This window comes from Paenibacillus sp. (assembly GCF_031177825.1).
Lineage (GTDB): Bacteria > Bacillota > Bacilli > Paenibacillales > YIM-B00363 > Paenibacillus_AE.
This window is the reverse complement of sequence record NZ_JAPSKE010000017.1, coordinates 74859-87498: the sequence shown is the minus strand read 5'-3', so window position 1 is coordinate 87498 and position 12640 is coordinate 74859. Positions and strand designations below refer to the sequence as shown.

Annotated in this window: 12 protein-coding genes; 10 read left to right on the top strand and 2 right to left on the bottom strand. The window is 61.3% G+C overall.

Annotated elements, in window-relative coordinates; all coding sequences use genetic code 11:
- Positions 1 to 68: 68 nt before the first annotated feature.
- On the top strand, positions 69 to 650 hold the full coding sequence (locus RIN49_RS18820; RefSeq protein WP_309121698.1) for a thioredoxin family protein: 582 nt from the start codon (positions 69 to 71) through the stop codon (positions 648 to 650).
- A gap of 214 nt (positions 651 to 864) precedes the next feature.
- Here the strand turns inward: RIN49_RS18820 and RIN49_RS18815 are convergent, their stop codons facing one another.
- Entirely contained in the window at positions 865 to 2154 is a 1290-nt protein-coding gene (locus RIN49_RS18815; protein ID WP_309121697.1) for a LysM peptidoglycan-binding domain-containing protein, read from the bottom strand.
- 251 nt (positions 2155 to 2405) lie between these two features.
- Between RIN49_RS18815 and RIN49_RS18810 the strand changes: the two genes are divergently transcribed.
- Entirely contained in the window at positions 2406 to 3629 is a 1224-nt protein-coding gene (locus RIN49_RS18810; protein WP_309121696.1) for an MFS transporter, read from the top strand.
- Between the two features lie 325 nt (positions 3630 to 3954).
- Here the strand turns inward: RIN49_RS18810 and RIN49_RS18805 are convergent, their stop codons facing one another.
- Positions 3955 to 4851: a TetR/AcrR family transcriptional regulator gene (locus RIN49_RS18805; RefSeq protein WP_309121695.1), complete on the bottom strand. Its 897-nt coding sequence runs from the start codon at positions 4849 to 4851 to the stop codon at positions 3955 to 3957.
- Positions 4852 to 5089: 238 nt separating this feature from the next.
- On the opposite strand from RIN49_RS18805, the gene mscL reads away from it, so the two are divergent.
- From mscL to RIN49_RS18765, 8 genes are all read left to right on the top strand, one after another.
- A complete protein-coding gene (gene mscL, locus RIN49_RS18800) occupies positions 5090 to 5536 on the top strand; it encodes a large-conductance mechanosensitive channel protein MscL (RefSeq protein WP_309121694.1) in 447 nt (148 codons plus the stop codon).
- Positions 5537 to 5929: 393 nt separating this feature from the next.
- Complete coding sequence (locus RIN49_RS18795; protein WP_309121693.1) at positions 5930 to 6844, top strand: ABC transporter ATP-binding protein; 915 nt, start codon at positions 5930 to 5932, stop codon at positions 6842 to 6844.
- Positions 6841 to 7599 (top strand): ABC transporter permease, encoded by a 759-nt coding sequence (locus tag RIN49_RS18790; protein WP_309121692.1) that lies wholly within the window; start codon positions 6841 to 6843, stop codon positions 7597 to 7599. Before RIN49_RS18795 ends, RIN49_RS18790 begins: the two co-directional genes overlap by 4 nt.
- A 3-nt stretch (positions 7600 to 7602) precedes the next feature.
- Positions 7603 to 8745 (top strand): sensor histidine kinase, encoded by a 1143-nt coding sequence (locus tag RIN49_RS18785; protein WP_309121691.1) that lies wholly within the window; start codon positions 7603 to 7605, stop codon positions 8743 to 8745.
- Entirely contained in the window at positions 8742 to 9344 is a 603-nt protein-coding gene (locus RIN49_RS18780; protein ID WP_309121690.1) for a response regulator, read from the top strand. The genes RIN49_RS18785 and RIN49_RS18780 overlap by 4 nt, the downstream gene beginning before the upstream one ends.
- A 113-nt stretch (positions 9345 to 9457) precedes the next feature.
- Complete coding sequence (locus RIN49_RS18775; RefSeq protein ID WP_138197910.1) at positions 9458 to 9688, top strand: hypothetical protein; 231 nt, start codon at positions 9458 to 9460, stop codon at positions 9686 to 9688.
- Between the two features lie 279 nt (positions 9689 to 9967).
- A complete protein-coding gene (locus RIN49_RS18770) occupies positions 9968 to 10558 on the top strand; it encodes a TetR/AcrR family transcriptional regulator (RefSeq protein ID WP_309121689.1) in 591 nt (196 codons plus the stop codon).
- 10 nt (positions 10559 to 10568) lie between these two features.
- A complete protein-coding gene (locus tag RIN49_RS18765) occupies positions 10569 to 12629 on the top strand; it encodes a chemotaxis protein CheW (RefSeq protein ID WP_309121688.1) in 2061 nt (686 codons plus the stop codon).
- The last annotated feature ends 11 nt before the right edge of the window (positions 12630 to 12640 follow it).

Genomic DNA, 12640 nt, shown 5'->3' with positions numbered 1-12640 from the left:
CGAGCAAAGAGAGAGCAACGAGAGAGCAACGAACGAGCAACGAACCTTGTATGGGAGGCGAATTCAGGATGGCATTCACTTTGCCGCTGGGGGCGCAGGCGCCCGACTTCTCGCTGCCGGCGACGGACGGGAAGACGTACGGTTTGAGCGACTTCGCGGATGCGAAGGTGCTCGTCGTCTTTTTCACCTGCAATCATTGTCCGTACGTGGTCGGCTCCGACGAGGTCACGCGGGCGACGGCGGAGAAGTTCGGGCCGCGGGGCGTTCGATTCGCGGGCATCAACTCGAACAGCGTCGGGACGAAGCCGCTCGATTCGTTCGAGCATATGGTCGAGCGCATGAACGAGCACCGGTTCCCGTGGACGTACTTGCGCGACGAGTCGCAGGACGTCGCGAAGGCGTACGGCGCGCTGCGCACGCCGCACTTCTATGTATTCGACGGCGAGCGGAAGCTCGTCTATACCGGTCGCGGGGTCGATCAGCCGCGCGACACGAGCAAGATGACGGTCAACGATCTCGAGAACGCGCTGACGGACCTGCTGGCCGGCCGCCCGGTCGCGACGCCGCTGACGAACCCGATCGGGTGCAACGTGAAGTGGGACGGGCAGGACGCGCATTGGATGCCGGTCGAGGCGTGCGATTTGGTGTGAATAGGGAAGAGGCCCTCCACGGGGGCCTCTTTTATTTTAGGCGGAAAAGCTCCGTCTCATTCGACTATGACGATGCGGAGCCGATTAGAGGGAGGTTTTCCCGTCCGGCCCACCGAAGATGCCTCGCTCGGGGCAATGAACCGGGGCCTTTCCTGTCCAGCCGATCAAAGAAGGCATGTTCCGAAACGATGGACGGCCGCCGTCGACTTCGCGCTCAGCGCCGCTTCGCGACCGTGAAGTTATCTTCGAGCAGCAGCCAGTTTTGCGGGAAAGAGAGACCCAGCTTCCAATAGCTGATCCCGCGCAGGCCGAGCTCCTTGATCAGATCGAACTTCGCCTGAATGGACCGCGCGTCCTCGAACCAGACTTCGTGCTCGCGGCCCTGGGCGTCCCAGTAATTGAAGTGCGGCGCCTGCGCGGTGTAGTCGTACTGAATCGAAGAATTCGTGCTGCGCGCCAGATCGATGGCGGCTTGCGGGCTGAGCGCTTTGGCGTATTCGCCGCCGGCGACGTACGGCAACGTCCAATCGTAACCGTACAGATTTTGCCCCATCATGATTTTGTTCCCCGGCATCTCCGTCAGCGCGTACTCTAACACGCGCCGCACCGGACCGATCGGCGACACGGCCATCGCCGGACCGCCGCTGTATCCCCACTCGTACGTCATGATGACGACGAAGTCGGCGTAACGTCCGTGCGCGGCGTAATCGTGCGCCTCGTACCAAGCCCCTTGCTGCGTCGCGCTCGTCTTCGGCGCGAGCGCCGTCGACATGAGGAAGCCCTCGGCATGAAGCCGCTCCGACGCGCGCGCCAGGAAGCGGTTATAGGCCTCGCGATCCTCCGGCCGCAGAAACTCCAAGTCGAAATGAATGTCCTGGAACCCGTTCGCGCGGGCCGTTCTTACGATGTTATCGAGCAGCGCCGTCTGTACCGTCCGGTCGTTCATGATGATTCGGCCAAGCTCCGCGCTGAACTGGTCGTTCTCGAGGTTCGTGACGACCATCATGAGGGTGACGCGCTGCGCCGCGGCGATGCCGCCGAAGTCGTCCAGCGGCGGGGCGACCAGCGAGCCGTCCCGCTGGATGCGGAAGCTGAACGGCGCGAGGTACGTCAGATGCGGCGCCGCTTCGCGGGCGGACGCGGTCAATGCCGGGGCGACCGTCTCGCCGCGCGGTTCGACGTAAGCGTTGGATTCGACGCTGCGCTTCGACCGCGGCGGAATGTAGAGGCGGAGCCCGACCGGCAGTGTCTGCGAAGGCGACAGCCGGTTCGCGGACGCGAGCGTCGCGATCGGCACGCCGTAGCGGCGAGACAAAGAATACAGGCTTTCGCCGGGCTGGAGCCAGTGATAAGAGCCGACGATCGGAATGACGACGGCTTGGCCGACGACCAGCGACCGGTCGACCTGCAGCTCGTTCGCGTCGGCTATGGTCTGAACCGGGATGCCGTACGCTTGAGACAAGCCGTACAGCGATTGTCCCGGTTGAATGACATGAATTTGCATAATGCGATGGATCCTCCCGTGACGTGACTTTCTTGCCATCCTATTCGGGAGCGGGGAGATAGGTGTTCGCGGAGAGAAGAAAAAAGGAGCCGCAAGGACCCCGCGCGCGCTCCTCGAACGATAGAGAGGCGAAAGCGCTTCAGGACGGCGTTATTTTCATGAATATGCTTGTTGCGAAAAACGCAGATCCGTGGGATTCTTCAGTAAGAACATAATTTCCGTACTTCGTGTACAGATAGAAGGAACCTCACGTGAAGCCTGCCTTCCTCACGCAATCGCAGCCTCGCTTCGGCCTGCGGCTCGACCCGGACGCATCGAACAATTTCCGCTGGGACTTCGGCGCGGCCGTCCTCTTCAGCGCGTTCAACGTCGTCTTCAACCAGTTTTACCTTCCTATGGCGATTCAACAGGGGGCGAGCAACGTCCAAGTCGGGCTGCTGTCGGCGGCGCCGGCGATCGGCTTGCTGCTGTCGCCGCTGTGGGCGGGCTGGATCGAACGGATGAATCCGAAGCCGTTCGTCATCTGGCCGAATCTGATCGGCCGCGCGCTCATTCTGCTCCCGGCGTTCTTCGGGGTGCCTTGGGTGTACGTCGCCACCGCGCTCGCGTTCCACCTGCTGATGGGCATTCAAGCGCCCGCTTACGCGGCCCTAATGACTCGCATCTACCCGGCGCAGCAACGCGGGCGACTCATGGGGTACGTTCGGGTGGCGATGGGCGTGATGATGATCCCGATCGCGTATTTCATCGGGCTGTGGACCGATATCGGAGGCCCTTCGGGTCCGCTCGTCTTGGCTTCGCTCACCGGCCTCGTCTCCATCTCGATGTTCTTCGGCGTTCGCACGTCGAATCCGGCGCCGACCCGTTCCCCCGCCGCGAAGCGCGCGTCGCTCAAGGAGCAGTGGACCGTCGTTAAGGAAAACCGGCCGCTGGCCGTATTTATGGTCGCGACGACGTTTTCCGGTTTCGGCAACATTCTCGTGCAGCCGCTGTACCAAATCACGCAGGTCGAACTGCTCCAACTGACGAACGTAGAGATCGGATACGCCCGGATGGCTTACTATGTATGCCTCATCGGCGCGCTGCTCGCCGTCGGCTGGGCCGTCGACCGGTACCCGCCCGAGCGTACGCTGACCTACGGCATCGCCGCGTTCGGCGTCGCTCCGCTCTTGTACGGCTTATTCGGCAATTACCCGGCGGTGCTCGTCGCGAGCGGCGTGCAAGGCATCGGCGACGCGATCTGGGACATCGGCATTCTGGCGTACGTGTTCCGCATCGCGCCCGGACGGGAGGCGGTCGTATTCGGACTTCATCTGCTCCTGTTCGGCATCCGCGGATCGATCGGACCGATTCTCAGCACGGCGCTCGTCGACGTCGTTCCGATCTCCGCGCTGCTGCTGTTCGCCGCCGTCTGCAGCTTTATCGGCACGGCCCTGTTTTGGAGCGATATCCGCAAACGGCTGAAGACCGAATGAAGGCCGCATAAAGGCCGCCTAAATTGGACGACCCCCGTTCCGAAGCGGAACGGGGGTCTGTTTATGTGTCGCGCAACCGCGTATGTCGATTCCGAAATTCAATACTTCACGAAAACAACGATAGCCCTGCCTCTCGATCGTCCTTGCGGTTCCTAGACCGCGCCAGTATGGATTCGTGTTCCTTCCAGCAGCCGTAGATTAAAAGGAAGTGAAAACGAGGATTGGGTTAGATCCACACAGAGGAATGTTCATAAGGGGTTACACTTAAACACTTACAATATTTAATATTACCACAAGTGAATGCAGGTATACAAGGAAAACTTTTTCAGCTTCCGAAAGTCGCCACGAGCCTCCGCGCTTCCTCGAGCTCTTTCTCCGCTGTCCCGCCGCGGCACATCCGCTCGAGCAGCGTTAGCAAGCCTTCAAGCACGACGCGCCGCGGCTTCGGCTTCGACGCTTCCTCCTTCATAACGTCGGCCGCTTGTCTGGCGGTCGTCGCGCCTTCGTCGGCGTCGTCTTCCGCGCCGATCCGCGCGAGCAGCGCGTCGATCGCACGGGAAAGCTGGCGGGAGGCGTCGGATCCTTCCCGGATGTCGAGGGTCGGCAGGATCGTCTTCATGAAGGCCGTCGTTAGCATCGGCGGCTCTTGCGAGCGGATGACGCCTCGGGCGGCGTCATCCACGCGAGCGACGATCGCCTCCGCGAGGCGCCGGACGGGCAACGCCGCGCCGTTGACGAGGATGAAGCTCATGTATTCCCGGACGAGCGACGTCAGCAGCGCGGACAGGTCGAACGCGTACGGTTCGATCCGCGGTCCGTAGACGACGATGATTTGGTCCCGGAACCAGACGAGGAACTTCCCGCGCATCGCGAGCAGCACCGACCGGACGTCGGCGTTCACGTCGATCTGTCCCCTCGTTAACAAGGCGATCATATTCGAGTGGGAGCCCGCGTCCTGGAAGTGATTCATGACCTGCTGCACGAGACCTTCCTTCGGCGCATGGACGTATCGGTTCGCCGCCTCGACGGCTTGATCGAACATTCGGTCGTAAAAGTCGGAGACGACCGACAGCAACAGCTCTTCCTTGGACTTGAAATAAAAATAAATGCCTCCCTTGGCGATGCCGGCCTCGTCGGCGATATCCTGAATCGTCGTCTGGTGGTACCCTCTCTGGGCGAACAAGGAGACGGCGCTATTCAAGATGAGCGTCTTCTTATCCATATCGCACCTCCTCGAGAAATAATTGACCAAGCAGTCAAATGAACATATAGTCAATCCGTGCGACCGATCTCTGGTTATGCGGTTTCCATATCTCCTATTGTATCATAAAATTTGACTTCCAGGTCAAAGAGAATCGAAGGGGAAGCGGCTGCGCCTCGAGCACTAGTTCGAAGCGCGCGGTTCCTTCCGATAGGTTTATGGTGTTAATATATACATAATTGGGAGGAGGACGAGCCGGATGCTGAAAGAGTTTAAAGAATTCGCCGTGAAGGGCAACGTCGTCGACTTGGCCGTCGGCGTCATTATCGGGGGAGCCTTCGGCAAGATCGTGACTTCGCTCGTGAACGACGTGGTCATGCCGCCGATCGCCCTGCTGCTCGGCGGCGCGCGATACAACGACTTGTTCTTCGCCTTGGACGGCGGCAAGTACGCGACGCTGGAGGAAGCCAAAGCCGTCGGCGCGCCGACGCTGAATTACGGGTTGTTCCTGAATACCGTCTTGGATTTCTTGATCGTCGCGTTCACGATCTTCATCGTCGTTCGTCAGATCAACAAGATGCGCAAACGGCGGGAGAAGGCCGCTCCGACCCCGGAGCCGAGCGAGAAGACATGTCCCGAATGCTTGTCCGTCGTGCCGATTCTGGCGAAGCGGTGCAAGCATTGCACGAGCGAATTGAGGGGATAGAAGCCTCTGCGGAAAATGAAAGAAGGCACGTCGGCGCGAGGCGCGCGGCGTGCCTTCTTGGCGTTCGTTCGGAGTTCGGATTGCGGAGCCCGATTAGAACGACATCAAGATGATTACAAGCAAAATGTACAATACGAGAATCGCCGCCGTCGAAGTTCCCCAGCCTGCAACTTCCGTCATGGAGTCACCTCCCCGCCTCAACGCTCTACCATAACATATGCGAACGACGCGTACGCTCTTGGGCGGACGTCCACGGCTCCCGCCCATTCCGTCGTCCATCCGAGGCTTCCTGACTTTTGTCACCCCGAACATCTGACAGGCGCTACTAAGCCCGAGGCTTCTCGATCGGTAAGATGGACATATCGAATTCGACGAAGAAGAGGGTGCGGGGAAGTGGCAAGGGATCGGATGGATGAGACGATATCGTTCCGAGGGCTGGAGAAGCGGTTCGGGGAGAAGCATGCGGTGAAGCCGCTCACGGCGGAATGGAAGCGCGGGGAAGTGACGGCGCTGCTCGGACCGAACGGCGCGGGGAAGTCGACGCTCGTGTCGATGATGCTCGGCCTGCGGCGGCCGACGGCGGGGTCGGTGCGCGCCTTCGGCATGGAGCCGGGATCGCGGCTGTTCCGCGAGCGGGTCGGCGCGCTGCTGCAGGAAGCGAAGCCCGCCGACGGGCTGCGCGTCGGGGAGACGCTGGAGCTGTTCCGCGCGTTGTATCCGCGGCCGCTGCCGCTCGCGCGGCTGCTGTCGATCGCTGGGCTGGAGCGGGAAGCGTCGCGAACGGCGACGTCGCTCTCCGGCGGCCAGCGCCGCCGCCTCGCCTTCGCGCTCAGCATGGCCGGCGACCCCGACCTGCTCGTCCTGGACGAGCCGACGGTCGGCATGGACATCGAATCGAGGGATCGGTTCTGGGATACGATTCGGGCGCTGTCCGCGTCGGGCAAGACGGTGCTGCTCACGACGCATCATCTGGAGGAGGCGGACGCCGTCGCCGACCGGGTCGTCGTCATCGCCGACGGACAGGTGCTGGCGGACGACGCGCCCGAGGCGCTCAAGGCGTCGGCGTCGCTGCGTTCGGTCGTGTTCGACGCCCCGAAGGGCGCGCAGGCCGCCGACTGGTCGTCGCTGCCGGGCGTGGAGCGCGTGGAACGGCAGGGCGATCGAGTGCGGTTGTACGCCTCGGATACGGACGCGGTGCTGCTGGCGCTCGTCCGGGGAGGCCGCGGGGAGCGGAATATCGAGGTGAGGGAGCCGAGCTTGGAAGAAGCGTTTCGCGCCTTGACGGCGAAAGGGGGAGAAGGGGCATGAGCATGCGGGAAGAACGAACGATGTTTCTGGCGGTATGGAAGGCGGAATGCTTGCGGCTGCTGCGCAGCCCCTTCTTCCTGTTGTTTTCGCTGGCGATGCCGATGGGCTTCTACTTTCTGTTCGCAGGTCTCAACGGCCCGGACGCGAGCATCGGCGGCACGACATGGGGAGCGTATTCGCTCATGTCCATGACGGCGTTCAGCTTGATCGGCACGGCGGTGAGCCAGTTCGGCATTCGACTCGCGTACGAGCGCCGGGACGGCTGGATGCGGCTGATGCGGATGACGCCGCTGCCGACGGGCGTCTACGTCGCGGGGAAGATCGCGTCGACGCTTCTCGTCAACCTCGCCGTCGTGGCGATCTTGTTTCCGGCGGCGGCGTTCGCGTACGATCTTACGCTGACGGCTTCGCAATGGGCGCTGTGCGCGGTGTGGCTCTGGCTCGGCAGCGCGCCGTTTTTGGCGCTTGGAGCGCTGCTAGGCGCGCTGAAGAACGCGGACGCGGCGATCGGCGTCGGCAACGCGCTGCTTATGGGCATGGCCATCTTCGGCGGACTGTGGATGCCGATGGAGTCGCTCCCGTCGTGGATGCAGACGGTCGGCGCGCTGCTTCCGGCGCATCATTACGCGTCCGGCGCGTGGAGCGTGCTGGCGGGCGGTGTTCCGGGCGCGAAGGAATGGCTCGTCCTGCTCGGATACGGCGCCGGATTTGTGGTATTATCGGCTTATGTTTATAGAAGACAGGAAGCGATGTAAGCGATGAAATCCGAGGAACGCAGCGCGCCCGGGGGGAAGTGGAACTATTTATTCCTACTGAATTTCGCTTTCCCGGTCGTCTTTCTGCTACAGGAGCCGCCGCGCGCGGCCGCGTTCGGCGGCGCCTTGACGGCCGTCGTCTTGGCGCTGTATCTCGGCGTGCTGCGGCGTAACGCGCGAGAATACGCGTACGCGCTAGGCATGCTGGGCGGCATCGCCGTGTTGGCGTTCGCGCTGAATCCGATGTATTTATACCTTGCGTTCTTGTGCGCGGATACGTTCGGCAGGGAGCCGCTCCGTCGGCTCGCCCCGCCGGCGGCCGCCTTCGGGGCCTTGGTCGTCGCCGTCGCCGGGACGGCCGGTTGGTTCGCGACGCCGACGCTACTCGTCGCGTTGCTGCCGCCGGCGTTCGGCGTCTGCGTGCTGCCGTTCCTCATTCGCGCCTCCTCGCGCTACCGCGACATGGCGATCCGCCTCGAGGCGGCGCAATCTCAGCTCGAGCGGCTCGCGTCGGATGCGGAACGGCGCCGGATCGCCGGGGAGCTGCACGACACGCTCGGCCATACGCTCACCTTTATCGCCCTAAAGGCCGAACTCGCCGCGAAGCTCGCGGCGAAGGACGCGCGCCGCGCCGCCGAGGAGATGGAGGAAGTGCGCGGCACGGCGCGGACCGCGCTGAAGCAGATGCGCGAGCTCGTCTCCGGCATGCGTTACGTCCGGCTCGCCGACGAAGTCGAGCATGCGAGGTCGCTGTTCGCCGCGGCCGGCGTCGAGCTGACGCTCGAAGGGGACTTCGCCGCTCCGCCCGCGCCTTCGCTGCACGAGACGATTCTGGCGATGGGGCTGCGGGAAGCGGCGACGAACGTCGTCCGACACAGCGCCGCTACCGCTTGCCGCATCGCGTTGGCCGCGGACGAAGGGCGCCTGAGGCTGACGATCGCCGACGACGGCGTCGGCTTCGGCGGCAAGGCCGCGGACGGTCTGCCGTCGGCGGGCGCCGGGACGGGCTGGGTCGCCATGAAGGAGCGGCTGCAGCTGATCGAAGGAACGGTCTTCGCCGAACGTTCCGCGACCGGCGGCGCCGCGGTTACGTTCGAGGTGCCGATCGTCGTTCGAGACGCCGGGAAGGAGGAAGCGGGGGCATGATTCGAGTCGTGTTGGCGGAAGACCAACGGATGCTTCGCGGCGCGTTGGCCGCTTTATTGAATATGGAGGACGATTTGTCGATCGTCGGGGAAGGCGAAGACGGCAAGAAGGCGCTCTCGCTCGTGCGCGAGCTTCGGCCGGACGTTTGCGTTCTGGACGTGGAGATGCCGCTGCTCAGCGGGCTCGAGGTCGCCGAAGCGATCCGGGACGAAGGGCTGCCGAGCCGCGTGCTCATGCTGACGACATTCGCCCGTCCGGGGTATTTGCAGCGCGCCCTCGCTGCGGGCGTCGCCGGTTACGTGCTGAAGGACGGCTCGAGCGAAGAGCTGGCGGACGCCATCCGGAAGGTGCATGGAGGCGGCCGGGCGCTCAGTCCCGAGCTGACGTTCGCCGCATGGGAGGCGCCGAATCCGCTTACTCCGCGGGAACGGGACATTCTGCTGCTCGCCGAACAAGGCTTGTCCTCGTCGGCGATCGCGAAGCGGCTGTTTCTGTCGCATGGGACGGTGCGCAACTACATGTCGGAGCTGATCGGCAAGCTGGGCGTCGACAATCGCGTCGAAGCGGCGGCGAAAGCGCGAAAACAGGGATGGATTTGAGAAAAGGGAAGAAAGGAAGAGAATGTTGCGGTTTTGTCATGAAAAATTCATGCAATTTTAAGCTTCATCGTGTATCATTATCTTCATAGCGTTGTGAATTGGGAGATGATGGAATGCGCACATTTATAGAAGTCCAAGAGAGGATCGTACCGGTGTATTCCGACGAGGTGCAGGGCACGAAGAAAATCAAGCTTCTCTCCCACGCCCTGAAAGCCAAGTCCGTGAACGGCCGCAAAGCGATCAAGCAATCGCTCGATTCCTTAATCAGCATCGAAATCGTCGATTCCGACGCGATCTTGCATACGTTCGACGAACAAGATTCGATCGCGTTATCGTTATATTGATTCGCTAACCGCATGATTCGCATCACATAAGGCTTCCCGTTGTCGAGACAGGGGAGTTTTTTTGCGTTCGTCGACATGTTCGGGGGAGAAGGGGAGAAGCCGTCGCCGGTCTAGGACCGGGACGGCTTTTTTGGCATTCCATTTCGCACGCGTCTATTAAAGACAGCATTCGACGATATTTGACGCGCGTCAACATAAATTGACGACTTTCGACCTAGGGATATATTCTTAATTTCAAGTTAGTGACCGTTTACTAACATTGGGTTCGGAGGTGGGGCAATGCTAGGTTCGCCTCGCAAAAAAAGCATAACGCTGAAGGCGATCGACATCGTACACGAGATGGGATTTCAAGGACTGACGACACGGGAAATCGCGAAGCGGGAGGGCATTTCGGAGGCGGCGATTTACCGCCACTTCAAAAATCGGGACGAGGTCGTCGCCGCCGTCGTCGCGTATTACGCGAAGTTCGACCACAGCTTCGTGAAGTCGATCGGCGACCTCGAGCTGAGCCCGTTCGAATCGATCGTTTCGCTCCTGGGGCGGATGGCGGCCTATTATGAAGAGTACCCGGCGATCTCCTCCATTATGAACGCGTTCGATTCGATGCAGTACGACGCTGCAATGGCGGAGACGACCGCCGGAATATATTCGTTTCGGAAGACGACGGTGGAAGGATTGCTGCGCCGAGCGCGGGAGGAAGGGGCGTTGCGACGGGACATAGATCCGGACCTGTTCAGCTCCATCCTCTGGAGCGCCTTCTTCTCTCAAGTGTACGAATGGAGAGGATGCGGGTGCGCCTTCTCCTTGCAAGAGCGAACCGCGGCGGCCATTGGGATGCTGCTGCGACTCGCAACAGAAAAGACGGGGTGAACCGAAACCGATGATGGAACAAGGCAAACGCGAGCCGATGTTCGAGATGTTCCTATACGAATCTAATCAATTAATCGAACAGCTCGAGCAGACGATTCTCGACGTCGAACGCTGCGGCGCGATGACGCTCGAGCAAATCAACCAAATTTTCCGCGTCATGCACACGATCAAAGGCTCCTCGGCCATGATGATGTATAACCATATTTCGGAGCTGACCCATTACGCGGAGGATCTGTTTCATTATTTGCGGGAGCATCCGTCTGCGATCGACGACCCGACGTCGCTGACCGATCTCGTCCTGTCGGTGTCCGACGCGATGAAGAGCGAGCTGCGGAAGATCGACCGCGGGGAAGAGACGAAGGACCACTTCTCGGAGCTCGTCGCCGACGTGAAGGCGTACATACACCATTTGAAAGAACAGGGAAGCGGCGGCAAGGTCGCGCCGTCGGATGCGCCTCGCGAAACCGGCGAGCGGCAACCGCAGGCGGAATCGGCTCGACCGGACCGCGCGGAGCCGGGGACGACGGTGTACGAAGCGGTTCTCCGGTTCGACGAGGATTGCGGCATGGAAAATATCCGCTGCTTCACGGTCGTTCACAACTTGAAGGACAACGCGGACATTTTCGGCTACGAGCCCGAGGACATCATGACGAACCACGAAGGCAGCTCCGAGCGGATTCGTCGGGACGGGTTCCGCATCGAGTTCTCATCCCCGCAGGGATACGACGAACTGATCGAGTTTTTCGCGGGCTCCAGCTATATCAGCAAAGTGGACCTGACGACGGTCGCCGCCGCGTCGGAGACGATCGAGGCTGAACCGCAACAGGGCGCGAAGCCGTCTGCGGAAATCAAGACGCCGGCGCCTACGCCCGCCATGCAAGCGGCGCAGGAGTCGATCCAGAGCTCGCAGAGTCACTTCCTCAGCGTCAACGTCGAGAAGATGGACAAGCTGATGGATTTGGTCGGCGAGCTCGTGATTTCCGAGGCGATGGTCACGGAACATCCGGAGCTGCAAGGGCTGCAGCTGGATCAGTTCCTGAAGGCGGCGAGACAGCTGAGGAAAATTACCGGAGAGCTGCAGGACGTCGTCATGTCGATCCGGATGGTGCCGCTGACGGCGACGTTCCAGAAAATGAACCGCATCGTGCGCGACATGTCGAAGAAGCTGAATAAGGATGTAGCCTTACATATTGCAGGACAGGAAACCGAGGTCGACAAGAGCATTATCGAGCATCTGTCCGATCCGCTCATGCATATGATCCGCAATTGCGTCGACCACGGCTTGGAGGCGGCGGAAGAGCGAGCGGCGGCGGGGAAGCCGGCGCAGGGCGCGGTGTGGCTCGAAGCGAGGAACGCCGGCGGCGAAGTGTGGATCACGATTCGCGACGACGGAAGAGGTCTTAATAAAGACAACATTTTGGCGAAGGCGAAAGCGAACGGCTTGCTGCATAAGGCCGAGGAGGAGTACAGCGAACGGGAAATCTACTCCATGATTTTCCTGCCGGGCTTCTCGACGAAGGAAGCGGTCACCGAATATTCCGGACGGGGCGTCGGGATGGACGTCGCGAACAAGAACATTCAGGCGCTCGGCGGCACGATTCACGTCGAGAGCGCTCTCGGCAAGGGAACCTCGGTCGTCGTGAAAATTCCGCTGACGCTCGCCATCATCGACGGCATGACGATCAAAGTCGGCGAATCCCGGTTTACGGTGCCGACCGGCTCGATCCGGGAATCGTTCCGGGTGAACGACGAAGAGATCATTCGCGATCCGGACGGCAACGAGATGCTGCTCATTCGCGGCAGATGCCATCAGGTGCTTCGCTTGTACGAACGTTATGCGCTGCACACCGACGTGAAGGCGCTCGACCGAGGCGTCATGCTCATGGTGGAGTATGAGGATGAAGCCGTCTGTATCTTCGCCGACGAGCTGCTCGGCAAGCAGCAGGTCGTAGTGAAGTCGCTGCCGCCGATCTTGAAGAAGATCAACGGCGTATCGGGGTGCACCTTGCTCGGCGACGGGAGCATCAGCTTGATTTTGGACATATCCGGATTGCTGCAGCCTGCAGCCTAGAGAGGAGACGA

Excerpts from the sequence above, each read along its gene's own strand:
- RIN49_RS18820 (WP_309121698.1), top strand. The coding sequence starts at position 69 with ATGGCATTCACTTTGCCGCTGGGGGCGCAGGCGCCCGACTTCTCGCTG.
- RIN49_RS18815 (WP_309121697.1), bottom strand. The coding sequence starts at position 2,154 with ATGCAAATTCATGTCATTCAACCGGGACAATCGCTGTACGGCTTGTCT.
- RIN49_RS18805 (WP_309121695.1), bottom strand. The coding sequence starts at position 4,851 with ATGGATAAGAAGACGCTCATCTTGAATAGCGCCGTCTCCTTGTTCGCC.
- mscL (WP_309121694.1), top strand. The coding sequence starts at position 5,090 with ATGCTGAAAGAGTTTAAAGAATTCGCCGTGAAGGGCAACGTCGTCGAC.
- RIN49_RS18790 (WP_309121692.1), top strand. The coding sequence starts at position 6,841 with ATGAGCATGCGGGAAGAACGAACGATGTTTCTGGCGGTATGGAAGGCG.
- RIN49_RS18785 (WP_309121691.1), top strand. The coding sequence starts at position 7,603 with ATGAAATCCGAGGAACGCAGCGCGCCCGGGGGGAAGTGGAACTATTTA.
- RIN49_RS18780 (WP_309121690.1), top strand. The coding sequence starts at position 8,742 with ATGATTCGAGTCGTGTTGGCGGAAGACCAACGGATGCTTCGCGGCGCG.
- RIN49_RS18775 (WP_138197910.1), top strand. The coding sequence starts at position 9,458 with ATGCGCACATTTATAGAAGTCCAAGAGAGGATCGTACCGGTGTATTCC.
- RIN49_RS18770 (WP_309121689.1), top strand. The coding sequence starts at position 9,968 with ATGCTAGGTTCGCCTCGCAAAAAAAGCATAACGCTGAAGGCGATCGAC.
- RIN49_RS18765 (WP_309121688.1), top strand. The coding sequence starts at position 10,569 with ATGATGGAACAAGGCAAACGCGAGCCGATGTTCGAGATGTTCCTATAC.